Annotated in this window: 13 protein-coding genes; 2 read left to right on the forward strand and 11 right to left on the reverse strand. The window is 62.2% G+C overall.

The features are described 5' to 3' along the window. Nucleotides 1–46: 46 nt before the first annotated feature. On the reverse strand, nucleotides 47–814 hold the full coding sequence (locus KUIN1_RS14240) for a coniferyl-alcohol dehydrogenase (RefSeq protein ID WP_152092066.1): 768 nt from the start codon (nucleotides 812–814) through the stop codon (nucleotides 47–49). An 86-nt stretch (nucleotides 815–900) separates the two neighbouring features. Next, nucleotides 901–2,382 (reverse strand): benzaldehyde dehydrogenase, encoded by a 1,482-nt coding sequence (locus tag KUIN1_RS14245; protein ID WP_060406612.1) that lies wholly within the window; start codon nucleotides 2,380–2,382, stop codon nucleotides 901–903. A 277-nt stretch (nucleotides 2,383–2,659) separates the two neighbouring features. Between KUIN1_RS14245 and KUIN1_RS14250 the strand changes: the two genes are divergently transcribed. Continuing rightward, nucleotides 2,660–4,423, forward strand: coding sequence for a sigma-54-dependent Fis family transcriptional regulator (locus tag KUIN1_RS14250; RefSeq protein ID WP_152092067.1), 1,764 nt, complete (start codon nucleotides 2,660–2,662; stop codon nucleotides 4,421–4,423). Between the two features lie 49 nt (nucleotides 4,424–4,472). Here KUIN1_RS14250 and treS read toward each other — a convergent pair whose 3' ends face one another. The 4 genes from treS to KUIN1_RS14270 all read right to left on the reverse strand — a co-directional run bounded on the left by treS (nucleotide 4,473) and on the right by KUIN1_RS14270 (nucleotide 8,398). Beyond that, nucleotides 4,473–6,536 carry a maltose alpha-D-glucosyltransferase gene (gene treS, locus KUIN1_RS14255; RefSeq protein WP_003401001.1) on the reverse strand — a complete coding sequence of 688 codons (2,064 nt, stop codon included), beginning with the start codon at nucleotides 6,534–6,536 and terminating at the stop codon, nucleotides 4,473–4,475. Between the two features lie 164 nt (nucleotides 6,537–6,700). Next, nucleotides 6,701–7,270, reverse strand: a complete 570-nt coding sequence (locus KUIN1_RS14260) for a substrate-binding domain-containing protein (protein ID WP_232060030.1) — start codon at nucleotides 7,268–7,270, stop codon at nucleotides 6,701–6,703. Continuing rightward, on the reverse strand, nucleotides 7,267–7,566 hold the full coding sequence (locus KUIN1_RS14265) for a helix-turn-helix domain-containing protein (RefSeq protein ID WP_003400996.1): 300 nt from the start codon (nucleotides 7,564–7,566) through the stop codon (nucleotides 7,267–7,269). Before KUIN1_RS14265 ends, KUIN1_RS14260 begins: the two co-directional genes overlap by 4 nt. A gap of 226 nt (nucleotides 7,567–7,792) precedes the next feature. Further along, nucleotides 7,793–8,398, reverse strand: coding sequence for a DJ-1/PfpI family protein (locus tag KUIN1_RS14270; RefSeq protein WP_010430079.1), 606 nt, complete (start codon nucleotides 8,396–8,398; stop codon nucleotides 7,793–7,795). Between the two features lie 142 nt (nucleotides 8,399–8,540). On the opposite strand from KUIN1_RS14270, the gene ftrA reads away from it, so the two are divergent. Further along, nucleotides 8,541–9,494, forward strand: a complete 954-nt coding sequence (ftrA, locus tag KUIN1_RS14275; protein ID WP_003314848.1) for a transcriptional regulator FtrA — start codon at nucleotides 8,541–8,543, stop codon at nucleotides 9,492–9,494. On the opposite strand, the gene KUIN1_RS14280 is transcribed toward ftrA, so the two are convergent. From KUIN1_RS14280 to sbnB, 5 genes are read right to left on the reverse strand one after another with little or no spacing between them, the layout of a single operon-like run. Next, entirely contained in the window at nucleotides 9,454–10,644 is a 1,191-nt protein-coding gene (locus KUIN1_RS14280; RefSeq protein WP_032655717.1) for a serine hydrolase domain-containing protein, read from the reverse strand. The two genes, ftrA and KUIN1_RS14280, sit on opposite strands and share 41 nt — an antisense overlap. 3 nt (nucleotides 10,645–10,647) lie before the next feature. Further along, on the reverse strand, nucleotides 10,648–11,802 hold the full coding sequence (locus KUIN1_RS14285) for an iron-containing alcohol dehydrogenase (RefSeq protein ID WP_024642854.1): 1,155 nt from the start codon (nucleotides 11,800–11,802) through the stop codon (nucleotides 10,648–10,650). A 24-nt stretch (nucleotides 11,803–11,826) separates the two neighbouring features. Continuing rightward, complete coding sequence (locus KUIN1_RS14290; protein WP_057457510.1) at nucleotides 11,827–12,471, reverse strand: LysE family transporter; 645 nt, start codon at nucleotides 12,469–12,471, stop codon at nucleotides 11,827–11,829. Between the two features lie 15 nt (nucleotides 12,472–12,486). Continuing rightward, nucleotides 12,487–14,235, reverse strand: a complete 1,749-nt coding sequence (locus KUIN1_RS14295) for an FAD/NAD(P)-binding protein (RefSeq protein ID WP_172980058.1) — start codon at nucleotides 14,233–14,235, stop codon at nucleotides 12,487–12,489. Next, entirely contained in the window at nucleotides 14,235–16,292 is a 2,058-nt protein-coding gene (sbnB, locus tag KUIN1_RS14300) for a 2,3-diaminopropionate biosynthesis protein SbnB (protein ID WP_152092069.1), read from the reverse strand. The genes KUIN1_RS14295 and sbnB overlap by 1 nt, the downstream gene beginning before the upstream one ends. Nucleotides 16,293–16,296 lie beyond the last annotated feature (4 nt).

Here is a 16,296-nt window from a genome sequence, read left to right on the forward strand (position 1 = left end):
CCCCGACGCCACGAGCGCGTCGCCGGGGTTGCAACACGTGCAGCCATTACACGTAAGAAGCGGCCAACCCTCCATCCACCGGCAAGTTGATACCGTTGACCCAGCGCGAGGCGTCGGAACACAGAAACGCAATCACCTCGGCCACCTCATCGGCCAGCGCAGGACGCTTCATGTGCAGGCCATCGCGGGTGACCCGCTCCTGGCCAACCATGCTGACAAAGTCTCCCAGAATCGGTGTGAACACCGGCCCCGGTGCCACGCAGTTGACGCGCACCGAATGATCGCGAAACCATTCCTGCGACTGCCTGAAGCTCCAGACGATCAGCGCTTCCTTGAAATACTGGTAGCAGGTTTCATGGGCGACCGGATTGGCCGCCAGCCACTCCTGCCCTTCGCTGTAACTTTCGGTCGCGGCCAGCGCCTTGTGCAACTCCAGCCTTTCCGGCCACTGCGAACCGAGTATCGACGCCACATTGACAATACTGCCGCCCGGCGCAATGCGCGGCAGCAAACGCTGGGTCAGGTGACGCAGCCCGAGGTAATTGACCTGGGCGACCGCCTGAACGGGCGCTGTGCCGGGTACGCCGGCAATGTTGCACAGGCCGTCGATCTGCTTGGGCAAACGCTCGATCAATGCATCGATATTGTCTGGATCGGCGAGGTCCGCCTGGAAGAAACTGTCCACGGTCAACTGCGGTTCATGACGATCGATGCCGATTACCCGGGCACCCTGGAAGCGTGCCACACGTGCCAGCTCAGCGCCGATACCGGATGACACACCAGTGATGATCAGTGTTTTGTTATTCAGGTTCATAATCACGCGCTCTTATTGTTGTTGGATCACGTCTTGCCGTTGAATCACATCACTCGCTGCAATGAAGCATGGAATATCAGTCAGACTCAGAATGGATAGGCCGGTGCCTGGTTCTTCACCGTCACCCACTGCCATTGGCTGTATTCATCCCAGTCCGAGGGGCTGCCAGCACTGCTGCCGTTGCCCGACGCACCGCGCCCGCCGAACGAGTTGACACACTCATCGGCCACTGTCTGATCGTTGATGTGCAACATGCCGCACCTGAGTCGGTCGCCAATTGCCGTCGCGCGGCCGACGTCCGGGGAAATCACCGCAGCCGCCAGGCCATATTCGGAACGATTGGCCAGTTCGATGGCTTCCTCGTCCGTGGAAAAACTGACCACAACGGCCACCGGGCCAAAAATCTCTTCGTCGAATGCGCGCATGCCGGGTTTCACGCCGCTGAGCACGGTCGGTCGATAGAACAGGCCTTCATACTCGCCACCGGTTTCCAGTCGCGCACCGGCCTGCAGGCTGTCACTGACCACTTGATGCACGTGCTGCAACTGCCGTTTGTTGATCAGCGGCCCCAGAGCAGCCTCACCGCGTGCCGCGTTACCCACCGTCAGCGCCCGCGCCTTGTCCGCCAGCTTGCGGGTCAGGTCGGCGACAATGGATTCGTGCACCAGGATCAGCCCGGTGGCCATGCAGATCTGCCCCTGGTGCAGCCAGGCACCAAACGCCGCATTGCTGGCGGCCAGATCAAGGTCGGCGTCTTCGAGAATGACCAGCGGATTCTTGCCGCCCAGCTCCAGCGACACTTTCTTCAGGTTTCGGCCCGCAGCCTCGGCAACCTTGCGTCCGGCCCCGGTCGAACCGGTAAAGGTGATCATCTGCACGTTGGTGTCGCGGCACAGCGCTTCGCCAGCATCAGCCGAACCCGGCAGCACGTGCAGCAGCCCCTTGGGCAGGCCGGCTTCCTCGAACAGCCGGGCGATCAGGAAACCGCCGCTGATCGGCGTCTGCGGATCGGGTTTGAGCACCACGGCATTACCGGCAGCAAGGGCCGGAGCGACCGAGCGCAGGGAAAGAACCAGAGGAAAATTGAACGGCGATATCACCCCCACCACACCATGCGCGACACGCCGCGCATAGGACAGACGACCGGCCTGACTCGGCAGTATCAGGCCATGGCCATGTGCCTGCGACAGCATCCCCGCAGCCTGACGCAACAACACGATGGTCTCGTTCACTTCGTGCTGGCCCTTGTGCAGGCTGCCGCCGGTCTCGCGGGCGACATACAGGGCCAGTTCATCGAACGCACAGACCGCATGATCGGCGGCCAGAAGAAATATGTCGGCCTTTTCACGCGGCCCCAGCGCCGCCCAGGCAGGTTGGGCCAGCGCGGCTTCTCGACAGGCGACGGCAATGTCTGCGGCATCGGCCATGGCTGTGTTCATCAACAGCTCGCCGGTCGCAGGCTCGATGACGGGCAAGGAAGGAGATGAAGAAGGAATCCAGTCGCCATTGAAAACGCATTCGGCTTCAATCGCGCGTTGCAACAGAGGGGTGCCATCAGACGCTGACATATTAACTCCGGCTTTTATGGTTGTAATCGCCTGCCCCATTTGCCATGGGAAACATGCGCCGTACGTACGTCAGAGCAAAGGCTGTGCCGGGATTGTAATCCGACCATCATGTCATCACTCGACCGCTTTGGGACAAGGGTTTGCGACGACCTTGTTGAAGCGTCGAGCCCCTCAGGCTCAAACTCTACGCGGACACGCTTGTTCATTTGATGAAGTTATGTTTATTGATCAAGCCTCGATTTGATCATTTCGACCATTGCCCGGCCGAGGTACACCCATGAACAACCCTCACTGCGAGCTGCCCGATCACAGCGTCCCCACCGAGCATTTCTCGCCTCGCGGCGACAGCAGTCAGACGCACGCAGGCGACTCGCCAACCGCTGAGGAATTGACCAGTTGCCTGTTCTTCTCGCCTGATGATGGGCGCATCTGGCTTAACGACCAACGCATGATGCTGCTGCATACTTCATCGTTCGGCACCCTGCGCCGCGAAATCATCGAACGGCTGGGCCTGGAACAGGCACGCGGGATGTTCACCCGTGCCGGGTATCTGTCTGGCGCGCGGGACGCCCGATTGATTCGCGAACGCTGGCCACAGGCTGACGCCTCGTCGGCGTTTCGTGCCGGTACGCACTTGCACACCCTGGAAGGCATGACCAAGGTCGAGCCGCTGCACTTCAAATTCGACGCCGAGTCGGGGTTCTACGAGGGGGAGTTTCTCTGGCATCACTCCTGCGAAGCCGACGAGCATGTTGCAGCGTATGGCATCGGCCAGGACCCGGTGTGCTGGACCGAAATCGGTTACGCCACGGGCTTTGTCAGCGGCCTGTTCGGGCAGATGGTGGTTTTCCGCGAGGTGGAATGCCGGGGCATGGGGCATGCGAACTGCCGTGTGGTCGGCAAGACCTCGGAACAATGGGGCGATGTCGAACGCGACCTGAGCTACCTGAGAGCGGTCAACTCACCTGCGCCAGTACACAGCGTCCCGACGCCAGCGGCGAGCTATGAGGCAAGCCCGCCGACCGGCACCGACCAGCCGCTGGTCGGCGCAAGCGCTGCCTTCAATGCGGCCACCCAGGCGTTGCAACGGGTGGCGATGACCCCGGCAACCGTATTGATCAGCGGCGAGTCCGGAGTCGGCAAGGAAATGTTCGCCCGCCAGTTGCATCAGCTCAGCCGCAACCGCGAAGGCCCGTTCGTTGCACTCAACTGCGCAGCCATCCCCGACAACCTTATCGAGGCCGAGCTGTTCGGTGTGGAGCGAGGGGCTTATACCGGGGCAACGCATTCCAGAGCCGGGCGTTTCGAGCGCGCCAACGGTGGCACGCTGTTTCTGGATGAAATCACCTCTCTGAGCCTTGCCGGGCAAAGCAAGCTGCTGCGCGCCTTGCAGGAACGCGAGATCGAGCGCGTCGGCGGGGTGCACGGCATCAAGGTCAACGTTCGAGTGGTGGCGGCGACCAATGTCGACCTGCGCAAGGCGGTGGCCGAGGGCGATTTCCGCGAAGACCTGTTCTATCGCCTGAATGTCTACCCGATCGCCCTGCCGCCATTGCGCGAGCGCCGCGATGACATTCCGCTGCTGATCAATTTCTTTCTCGGGCGCTTCTGTCAGGAGTACGGCAGGACGCCGGCCGGATTGACCATGCGCGCGCTGAAGACCCTGCTGGGTTATGACTTTGCCGGGAATGTGCGCGAATTGCAGAACCTGATCGAGCGCGGCCTGATTGCCAGTGATGAAGGCCAGGCCATCGATCTGGTGCATATTTTCCGCAACGAATCGTTACCACGGGACACCTACTCGCTGAATCACCATGGAGCACTGCGTCAGGCATCGACTGCGGGCGCACAGCAGGCATCTGCTACCTCGCTGCTGGATTCCCTTAATCAGCCGGATCAGGCGTTCTCCATCGACGAGCTTGAACAGCGCCTGATCCAGGAGGCGCTGGACAAGAGCGAAGGCAACCTGGCGGCGGCCTCGCGCTTGCTGGGCCTGAGCCGCGCCCAGTTTGCCTACCGCCTGAAAAAGCGTCAGCCCTGAACAGCCTGATTCAGTTCCACGCGCAACCAGTCCGGCTGCGCGTGACACCTCAGAGTGGCAAGGCGCTGACCACACGCAGAGCCAGCCCTTCGTAGGCATCGAGGGTGATGGTGAACTCGCCCTGCTCGGTCAGATCGCCTTCAACACGCTCGTTGATGATGTCAACCACCGGACCCGGCGCAATGCCAGGCAACTGCAGCGTTTCGACGATCGTCTCCGCGCTGAAATTAAGCGCAGTGATCTGCGTGCCCTTGCCGGCCGGCAGCTCATGGACCATGACCAGCAGCCCTGGATGCTCGACATCAGGAATCAGAATCTGACGGCTTGCCGCGATGTCATAGGCGCGGCGCACAGCGAGAATCTTCTTGAGCTGCGAGGCAAACGAATCTGGACGCTGGAGCTGAGTGACCAGGCTGCCGTACAACGTCTTGGGACGCGGCATGTCACCGGCAGAAAACTCGGCTTCCGGGTCGAGATCAACCAGATCGTAGGCGCCGCGGTGAACCCAGCGTGTGTCGCCATCCTGCATCAGGTGGTCGACCTGCTCGGCCGGCAGCGTCAGGGCACCGACAAGGTCCCAGCCAGACAAGGCAAACACGCCCGGCTGCATGGCGTTGTACATCACCAGCAGCAGGTGAATGTGCTGGATCTGCTGAATGTCGGCATCGGTAATGGTGCTCAGGTCACGAATGCCCAGCGCTGCAGTGATGATGCTCGCCGTGGTGCAGGAGACGCCGTTGGTGACGAACTTGAGGTTGTACGGCGCGTGTTCGCCGGACAGCTTCTCGTACATTTCCTCACGAATGTGTTCACGCAGGATGTTGCCCGGGAACGTCTGGCCCTGGTAATGGAAGGTGTCGTGGGCGTGCAGCGTCCAGAAGTGCACCAGTTCCAGGGTCAGCTCATCATGGTTCTGCAAGGCATGGATCAATGACGCCGGATCGATGCCATAGGCATGCACCTGACGCAGCATCAGGCGCAGGAACTCGGTGGTGCCGGTAAGCAGCGCGTGCTGATAGGCCGGCCGGGTAATGAAGTCGTAGGACAGATCCGCGCCACCCTGCCCCATGGAGGCAATGTCATCGATGGTCAGGTTCAGTTCCTGGAAGCTGAAGCCGCCGGCCTTGCGGATCGCGCCGGCCAGAAGCTGGTTGCCGGTGATCGACAGCGGATGGCTTTCCGACCAGGCGGTGCCTTCGGCGCGACGTTCGACGCCAAGGAAACCGTTGGCGTCCAGGCGCAACACCCGGGCGCCCATGACATCGATGGCATGCAGCGCGTCACCGATGATCATCTGCTGCGCGGCGAAGCTGGGGTCCAGCCAGTTCAGGGACGGCTGGCCGTCCTTGAAGTAATGCAGGTAAACCCAGCGACGGGCCTTGCCGTCGACGCCCTGTACCACGTCGGTGGCGCTCCAGTCGGTTTCCTTGACCCCGGGCTCGAAGAAAATCACCCGCTGCAACTGACCGACGATGTAGTGCTTGTCGCGCAGCTGATCCACCACATCGGGCATCAGGTTGACCGCATCGCGACCCGCTGGCACTTCAGGCAACAGCTGCCAGTCTTCCTCACGAATCTCGACCATGTGGAACAGGCCGGGGTAATCCTCGTACGCCATCTCGGCCAGGCGGAAGTCTGCGCCCTTGCCGGTGTGCGACGGGATGATGTCGTCGATGATCACCGCGTTGTGCGCTGCGGCAATGCGCGTCAGGCTCAACAGTTGCGCTTCGGTACCCAGGTCCGGGTCGATGCCGAAACTGATGCGGTCGAAGTTGCCATCGATACTCGGCGTGCGTTCGCGCCCCTGCAGTCCGCCGGACAGCTTCAGCGGCCCGTTGTGAATGCCCTGAATGCCGATCTCCGACAGTGCATGCCACAGCGTTTCATCACCCAGCGCTTCGAGCACCGAGCCGCCTTCGCGGGTGACGATGGAGGCCGGGTAGGCGGTGAACCAGACCGAGGCGATAGCGGAGGCATCTCTGGGACGTGCAAGGGCGAAAGGACGCTGCCAGAGCCTGCCCTGCCCCGAATAGGTCTTGGCGCGCTGTCTTGCGGCGTTCAGCATCGATTGCTCGACCAGCCATTCCACGTACTGCTTGTCCGGTATCGTCATAGCGTTCAGTCTTCCTCTCGAATCGGCGACCTGAGACGCCCCGCGTGCGGAGCGTCCTGAATGTATTGCTTACGGATATGAGCCTTGCCGGCCCGATTCGTTGCATTCGTATCGCGTTCAAAGGTTCGTTGAGGGCACTGTGACAGTGTTTTGTGACACCTCCGTCAATGAGACTGAGGGTTCGAGGCCGGTGGTTTTTTCAGCGCCTGAATCACGGCATTGGCGGCGTTGGACAGCAATGAGGCAGGCCGCGCCACAACGCTGATCTGGCGCATCACGGTCAGCGGCAGCGGAATCGACTCCAGCTCGCGAAGCCGTCCGTTCAACAGCGCGCCAGGCACAATCGAGATGCAATGGCGCTTGGCAACCAGGTCCAGCAGCGTGTCCAGGCAACTGAGTTCGCCGCGTTGACTGAGCCGTACCTGTGCCGATGCCAGTTGCTGGTGCAGGCGCTCCACGCCCGGATGCCGCCAGGCCACATAGCGCGACACCTGCGCAAGCTCGGCGAAACACTGCGCTGCCCCCTGCTTGCTGCGCGCCGCCACCAGTACGTAGTGGTCCGACCAGCAATGGTGCTCGAGGTAATGCTCGTCCAGCACAGCACCCGGCAGGATGAGAATATCGGCCACGCCCTTTATCAATGCGTCTAGCGACGGATGCTGTTCGCTGCGGTGCAGCACGTTCAGGTGGATATCGGGGTAATGATGGGCGAGAAAGTCCAGCGAAGCGCTCAGGCCGGTCTCGCGGATGTGCGAGTGGTAATGAATGGTGACGCTGCCACTGACCCCATTTTTTTTAGTTGTTCGAGCGTGGCCATGATATTTCCCAGGGTCTGGCTGATGACCTTGCCTTCAGGGGTAAGCGTGCAGCCTGTGCGGCTGCGAATGAACAGGCGTTTTTCGAAAAAATCTTCGACTTCCTTGATCGCATAGCTAATGTTCGACTGGCTGCAGCCCAGAATGGCGGCGGCCTCGGAGAACGAACCGTGCTGTGCGACGGTTTGAACGACTTTGAAGAAGTGGGTTTTCATGTGTCCTGCACTCTGGTTTTGCAAAGGTGGGTGCGGCCCTGCCGCTGAGCCAAAGGCTCGGGAATACAGGAAACCCCCGCCGAAACACCGAGCTGGCCGGTTTATCGGCTGTTCGAATGAATGTCTCAAGCGGGGGTAAGGCGGACGCTGGCTATCGCGTTGAAGCGCTGGCTATGCACATTTCGCGCACATAGCCTCTTCAGGGGTATCCGCAGCGCGACTGGACTCAGTCGTTCTCGGTCCAGTCGAAATCCATTTGCAGCGCGGTACGTTCGGCCAGCTCACGGCTGTGCAGACGCTCGACCAGGTGCAGGCTCATGTCGATACCGGCGGAAATACCTGCCGAGGTCACGAACGAGCCTTCATCGACCCAGCGCAGCGTGCTGAGCACGTCCACCGACGGGAACATTTCCTTGAGGTCGTCGATGTCTTCCCAGTGGGTGGTCACCTGCTTGCCGGCCAGTTTGCCGGTCCTGGCCAGCAGGAAGGCGCCGGTGCATACGGCAGCGACCACGCGGCCAGGCTCCGACTGATCGCTGATCCAGTGAATCACGTCGGGCTTTTCCAGTTCAGCGGTCACGACGCCACCCGGAACGATCAGGCAGTCGACGGGCGGATGGTCGTTGATCGAGAAATCCGGATCGACCTTGAGCCCGGCGCGGGCACGCACTGACGCGGTGCTGCGGCCAATGGTGAACACGTTGAACAACTGCCGGTCATCACGGCTGTTGCGGGCGTGCATGCGGGTTGCGGTGGTGAATACTTCATAGGGGCCAGCGAAGTCGAGAACCTCGACGTCGTCATAAACGTAGATACCGATATTGAGTGGCACGAGTTGGCTCCAGGGCCTGCATGGCAGGCCACTTGCATCATAGTGAGGGTTAAGCGGGTTTCAGCGGTGACACAGAGCAGATTACTCAGTAGCATCACGTCAAACTACTGGCTGAAATGCCAATATCCGGTAACATCGCGCCATGAAAAATCATCTCGTCGTCGCACTCATCTACAACCAGCTGTGCACCTTCGAATTTGGCTGCACGGTTGAAGTCTTTGCGCTGAAAAGACCCGAGCTGGGCGTCAGTTGGTACGAGTTCGCGACCTTCCCGGTCGACGACGGCCCGATCACCGCTGCCGGGGGCATCACCATCGTGCCCACACCCGGCGAGGTGCTGCTGGAAAACGCCGACACGATCATCGTGCCGGGCTGGCGCGGGGTTGAATCAGAGGTTCCGCAACGGCTCATCGAACAGCTCCAGGCGGCTCATGCACGCGGCGCGCGAATCTGCTCGATCTGTACCGGGGCCTTCGTCCTGGCGGCGGCCGGTCTGCTCGACGGGCACAAGGTGACGACCCACTGGCGCTACACCGACCTGCTGGCCACCATGTACCCGGGCCTGACCATTCAGCCCAACGAACTGTATGTGGATCAGGGCAGCATCGTGACCGCAGCAGGCTCGGCCGCCGGGCTGGACATGATGCTGCATCTGGTGCGCAACGATCACGGCTCGCGCGTTGCCAACATGGTTGCGCAGCGCATGGTCATTCCGCCGCATCGCGAAGGCGGACAATCGCAATATGCATCCCGGCAACTGGTATCGGCCAGCGACGGGCCGATTTCCAACCTGATGGACTGGATTCGCAGCGACCTGCAGCGCCCCCATACCATCAAGGAGATGGCCTCACGCGCAGCGCTCAGTACCCGCACCTTGCACCGCAGCTTCATGGAAAGTACCGGGCTGACGCCTTACGACTGGCTGCTCGGTGAGCGCATTGCCTACGCCAAGGAACTGCTGGAATCGTCGAAATTGCGCCTGAATGAAGTGGTGGACCGCGCCGGCTTCGGCTCCGAAGAGTCGTTTCGCCGGCACTTCCGCAATCTGGTGGGCATCAGCCCGAGCAGCTACCGCAAGCAATTTGCCCGGGCCTGACCCCCAGCTTGGGGTAAAGCGCATCGACGATTGCGTCGGCAAACTCGCCCCACGCGCCGGCAACCGCCGTGTTGGTCAGGACCACCATGCTCAGCGCAGCACGCGGATCGACCCAATAATGACTGCCATACAGGCCGCACCACGACCAGGTTCCCGCCCCCTGCCGCTGCCCGGCAAGCACTGGATCGATAAGGATCATCGGCCCCAGCCCGAACCTCCAGCCGGGCCCGCGGCTGGCGATGATCGTCTGGCCGATCGCATTGCCCAGCAAGCGTGCGGTACCGGCTTCACTCAATAGCGGCGCGCCGCCGAGACGCAGGCATTCGAGCAGCCGCAGATAGTCATCAGCCGTGCCGAGCATTCCCGCCCCGCCCGACTCATACGCGCATGAGTCAAAGGCGCGGGCTGCGGACAGCCGCGCCTGGCCGCTGTCGAGCAACACTCCATCGTCATCGCCGATACGCTCCGGGCCACTGACCCCATCCTTGTAGGCGCTGGCCAGCGGACATTCCGGCAGGTGCCGGAATGAGGTCGCATGCATGCGAAGAGGCGCGGTGACACATTTGCCGATGGCTTCTGACAACGCCAGCCCCGTGGCCTGTTCGATCACTGCACCCAATACATCCGTGGCCAGCGAGTACCCCCAGGCGCTGCCGGGCTCAAACAGCAAGGGCACACGCGCCAAACGCCTCAGGTTTTCCTGCAGGTCGAACGGTACGCGATCCAGCCCGTCCGACACCCCGGCGCGCTGATAAGCGTTATCGGGCGCTTGCTCAAAGCCGTAGCTCAAGCCCGACGCGTGTGACAGCAGGTGCTGCAGCGTGATGAGCGGCTCGCGGCCATTGGCCAGATGCGGTCGAAAGGCTGGCAGCCAGTGCGTCACCGAAGCGTGCAGATCCAGCACACCCCGTTCGCAGAGCCGCAACACCGCGACCGAGGTCAACAGCTTGGTCAGTGAGGCCAGACGAAAACGCGTGCGGCGGGTGACCGGAATCTGCTGTTCACGATCGGCCCAGCCGCGCGCACTGGCGTATTCCAGACGCCCATGCCGAGCCAGCAACAGCACGCCACCGACGATCCGACCCTGCTCGACGAAACTGCGCCAGACATGGTCAAGACGCTGTATCCCCGCCTCGTTCAGGACAGCCATGGTTCACTCGCCCCTCACTGCACGGCTGAAGATCTGCGCGTAGGCCTGCGCCGAATGGCGAATCGGGTTGGTGTGCGAGCAGCCATCGGCGAAAGCCATCCGCCCGACCCGCTCGGCGTCGCGATCGTCGATACCGATCTCGCCCAGCGTATGTGGAATGCCGATCTGCTCGCGCAGTGTCAGCAGCCAGTCCATCACCCCGGAGAAACCGGGCGACGGCAACCGCAGGTAAACCGCCAGATCGTCCATTTGCGTCTGCAGCACCGAGCGATTGGCCTCCAGCACGTAGGGCAGCAGGATTGCGTTCAGCAAGCCATGATGCTGGTCGTAGAGCGCCCCAAGGCTCTGCGCGATTGCGTGTACGCCGCCCAGACCGCGCTGAAACGCGGCCGCGCCGAGGCTGGAGGCCACCAGCATCTGCTGCCGCGCCTCCAGGTCCTGCCCGTCGGCGACGACACGCGGTAAAAACGCCTTGATCATCTGCATGCCCTTGACCGAAACCGCTTCGGCCATCGGGTGCCAGGCCGGCGAACACCAGGACTCCATGCAGTGGGTCAAGGCATCGGCGCCGGTGGCGGCGGTCAGGTGCCTGGGCAGGTCGAGTGTCAGCGTCGCATCCAGAATCGCGATGCGCGGCATCATGCGAAGGTGCAGAATGGTGCGTTTGACCTGCGCCTGCTCATCGGTAATCACCGACGCACGCCCTACTTCAGAGCCGGTCCCGGCCGTTGTCGGCAGCGCAATCACCGGCGCAATGCCATCCGGATCGGCGCGCAGGTGGTTGTCGTTGATGTCTTCGAAATCCCATAACGGGCGGGTCTGGCCCGACATCAGCGCGACTGCCTTGGCAGCGTCCAGCGCCGAGCCGCCGCCAAACGCAATCACACCGTCGTAGCCTCCGGTTCTGTAAGCGTGCAGCCCCTCGGCGACGTTGGTGCCGGTCGGGTTGCCCTTGACCCGGTCAAACAGGCCGCAGTGGCCCAACTGACTGCGGCAGTCCTCTACGGCGCCGGTGATCATGTCGGTGCTGCCGAGAAAGCTGTCGGTGATCAGCAGCGGACGTTGTATGCCGGTCACCCTGCAGGCGTCGGCCAGTTCGTTGACGCGTCCTGCGCCTGCGCGGATGGAAGTCGGGTAGTGCCAGTCGTTGCGGTGCATTCAGGTATTCCTTTACAGGTGATTTCAGTGAGTGAGGCCAGCAGGCAGCAACCCGATCAGCAGGCGCAGACCGAAAGCGATCATGAACAGGCCGGTGACGATGTCGATGGCCTTTTTCATGCGCTGATAGCGCGTCTGTACCGCGGGGATCGAAAACAGCGTGGCGAGCAGCACGAACCAGGCAATCGCCAGCACCGCGATGATCGATACACCCGCAATGCGTACCCACATCGGCATGCCCGGCGTGGTCACGGTGGTGAACACGCTGGTGTAGAACGCCAGCGCCTTGGGATTGGTCAGGTTGGTGAGCAGGCCGAAACGATAGGCGCGGCTCAGACTGCCAATGCCCAGCGCAGCGATGTCCCTGGGTTTGGGCTGGCTGCCGGCACTGCGCAGGCTTTTGCTGCCGAGCCAGGTCAGGTAGGCACCGCCGAGCAATTGCAGGGTCGGTTGCAGCCATGGCAACTGTTGAAACACCAGCCCCAACCCGGTAGCGGCCAGCAAGGCCCAGAGAATGCTGCCCGAGGCAACGCCCAGCCCGGCACAGATGCCCTGCTGCCGCGACTGGCTGAACGAGAGTTGGGTGATCACCAGAAAGTTCGGACCGGGGCTGATGATCAGCACGATGAACGCGCCAGCGAGGGCGGTCAGCAAAGTGATTTCGTACATAGTAATAATTCCTTTTTAATTAATAGCTTGGATGGCTTTATTCAACTGAAATGTGATGCTACTTGAAGTTGTGTTTGTCAGCGTACCCAGACAAGACTCGACTGCCCGGCGCGCCTCGATCAGCGCGCGACAGGTCGGATCAGGGGTCGGTACGTAGTGGTTGTAGAACGTGCAGCCTTCCACGGCGGGCCCGAGAACCCAGAGCCGCTGCTGCACCTCACCGTCGCGACCGATCGCGCGGCCCACGGCGTCGGTGTCGATGCCATCGGCAGGCCAGGCATGCGCGGCACGAATCAGCCCGCGCTTGCGCAGATCGTTGATCAACCCATGACGACTGCCCGACACGCCGCTGTGGACGACGCGGGCAGACAGGCGGTTGTGCGGCTCCTGCACGTCACTCATCGGCGGCAGAACCGTCACGACCCCGGCTTCGATCAACGCCAGCAAGTCTTCATGGCGTTCCTTCTGCGGCCCGCCGACCAGACGGTTACTCAGTCCTGCCCATGTGCCGTAGAACTCCAGCGTCGAGGATTCGGTCAGGCCGTTGTGATCGGCAACCAGACGCAATAGGTCGCGATAATCGCGCCAGACCTCCAGTGCCTGACAGATCGGGCTGTGCGCGGTGCCCAGCCGACTCAGGGCCAGGTCACGTTTGATCCAGTCGACGAACCACTGCCCGTATGTGCCTTGCGCGCCGGACCAAGGCTGGGTGATCAGCCAGTGCTCAGGCTCGAATTCATCCCACTGCTCTGCCAGACGGGCAAACACTGCCGGTCTGCTGATTGACTCGCGCAGCAGGCGCTGAACAGAGGCCAACCGCCCAGGTGCCTCCATGCGGACCCTGGCCTGATAAAACACGGCACGCATTTCATCCTTGATCAGAGGCAGCACATCGGCGCGAAAGTCGAGCCTCCCGCCTTGCTTTTGCTCGCGCAAACGGGCTATGGCGTCGGCCGTGAAAAACAGCCTCGGCAACGGTGCGTGACGGCAGGCATGCCACTGCGGCCTGGCACGAAACGGCAATCCGCTACGGGAACACATCAACACCCTGGGCTCGCGTCCGGATGGCAGGTAACGCCAGCCGGCGAAGCCGCCATCGCGCACGTAGCGCCCGCCACGCCCCTCAGTCAGATGCGCCAGCGTGTCCATGGCGGTCAGTCCCAGTCCTTCGATGACCACGCAATCACCGACGTCCTGCTGCGCGGGGTTTGCGGGCGCATGTCCGCTGGTGAGGAACACGCCGTCGACGTCCATTGCCAGACTGCCAGTACGCAGCCGGAAACCCGGCGTTTGCGACCTTGGCTGGCAGCTCAGCACCTGCTCGGCGTGGTGGCGCACCAGCACATGCGCCGGGCAGCGTTGCAGCAGAAAACGGTAACTGTCCTGCAAATAGCGCCCGAGCAGTGCACGCGGCACGAAGTCGCCAAATGCCACTGCTCTGCCCTGCCCATCCAGGCTGACATGGCCGCGCGCGTCCAGGCGTACATCCTCACGGCTGCACCATTGCAAGAAGGTCGGGCCTGGCGGTTCACACGCCGGGAAAGCCGAGGAAAACGCCGACAACTGACCGGCCATGGTGTTGAGCATCAGGTAATCCGGCTGCTGCGCAAGGTGCAGCCCGCTGCCCGGCGGCTGCGGATCGAACACGTCGATACGCAGCGGTTGCCGCACGTCTTGGCGACTCATGCCGATCAACTGCTCCAGAATGCTCAATCCGCGCGAGCCCATGCCGATAATGGCGACGGTATGCGTCTGCATGGCCATCACCAGCGCGCCGATTCAAAGAAGAACTGCGGCACCGGCAAAGCGCTGCCCTCGGCCACCGCCTGGCGATACACCCGCTGCCCCACGGCGAGGTCCAGCACACCGAGCCCGAACGGCGAAAAGATCGAAGCCTTGTCCGGACTCAGCTCCACTTGCCCGGTCATCAACTGTGCCAGCGTCCCGGTAATGAACGAGCGGTGCTGATACTGCTGCACGGCGAGGTCAGGCGAGGTCTGAGCCTTGAGGCAGTGTTCGACGTCATCGAGGATGTTGTTGGCCTGGGCAATGACCTCCGGCCCCAGATCGCGCAACGAGATGTTCAGCACCCGTTGCCCTGCCTGAAACACCGGCTCCAGCACATAAGGGCTCGGCGCAGTAGTGGCGAACACCACCACATCGGCTTGCAGGCACATGGTCAGGTCGCTTGGCTCGCTGTGCAGTCCATGGCGATTGGCATGTCCGACCAGCGCCAGCGCCGAATCCTGGTGCTGATCGAAGACGCTGACTGCGTCCATCGTCCAGCCATCGCTGACGAACATGTCGAGGATGGTGCGGGCAATGAAACCGGCACCAATGAATGACATTCGCCCGACATGGCGCTGCTGGCGGCTCATCCAGCGCGCAGCGAGCACCGCCGAGGCTGCCGTGCGCATGGCACTGATACGCGAGGCCTCCAGGCAGGCAAAGGCATAACCGGTGAGTGGATCGTTGAGAATCAGCACCGCCGAGGCGCGCTGCAGGCCCGTGTCGATATTGCCCGGAAAGCTGGAAATCCATTTGATGCCACTGACCGGCTGCTCGCCCGACAGGCTGGCGGGCAAGGCGATGATGCGATTGGCCGGTGCCTGCGCAAAGCGCAGAAAGTAACTGTCGGGATTGATCGTGCGGCCAGCCTCATGATCCAGATAAGCCGCCTGCACATCATCGATACAGGCCAGCGGGTCTGCCGCCAGCAGGCGCGCAACCACCTCACCGTCGAGCACATGGAACGCCGCGCGCTTCATGCGCTCGGCGGCCAGCCAGACCGTCCAGCTTGAATGCCGGGAAAGCGCAGGCGCTTCCATGCTCTCAGAACATGTCTCGGCCACTGGCGAGGACAGGTCTGCCAGGGTCATGCTCAGCACTTCGCGGCCAAACCGCTGTTCGACCCAGTGATCATCGTACAGCGTGTCGAGGTAGCGCTCGCCCCAGTCCGGCGACAACGCCACCACCACCGAACCGGGCTCGATGCGCTCGCGCCAGGCATGCACCGCAGCGATCACCGTCGCGGTGGACCCGCCGACCAGCAGGCCCTTGCTGCGCGCCAGAATGCGGCACATGGCGACGGTGTGTGATTCCGGGACCATTTCCAGCGCATGAATGCCATCGGCATTGAAGATCGGCGGGCGCTGGCTGGTGCCCAGTCCAGGAATGAAGCGCCGGCTGGCCGGGGTGTCGAAGGTCACCGAGCCGACGCTGTCCACGGCAATGATTCGGGTGGTCGGATGATGGCGCTGAAAATGCTGAATGCAGCCCATCAACGTGCCAGTGGTCCCGGCACCGACGAACACATAATCCACATGGCCGAAATGCTGGCTGATCGAACGCGCCGTGGTTCGCGCATGGGCACGCGGGTTGGCCGCATTCTCGTATTGATTGAGCCAGACATAGCGCGGGTCGCTGGCCACTTTTTGGCGAATCAGCTCGATGCGCGTCCCGAGGAACCCGCCGTTGGCGTCCGGGATTTCGACCTGGATGACCTCGGCGCCGTAGCTGCGCATCATGCGGATGTTGTGGCTGGAGCTGTTGGGGTCGACCACGCAGGTAAACGGGATGCCCCGTTCAGCGCAGATCATCGCCAGCGCCACCCCGAGATTGCCCGACGAGGACTCGATCAGAATCGTGTCCGGGCCCAGCAGGCCCCGCGCCTGAAGGTCATTGATCAACCCCACGGCAGTCTTGAGCTTGATCGAGCCTGCCGGGTTGAGTGATTCCATTTTCAGGAAAAAATCGGCGCCCAGGCCAGTCACCTTGAGGAAGGCCTGATCGTGAACGATTTCGCAAAGAGAGTTGTACATGGGC

The sequence above is a fragment of the Pseudomonas sp. KUIN-1 genome (genome assembly GCF_009176725.1).
Taxonomy (GTDB): Bacteria; Pseudomonadota; Gammaproteobacteria; order Pseudomonadales; family Pseudomonadaceae; genus Aquipseudomonas; species Aquipseudomonas fragariae.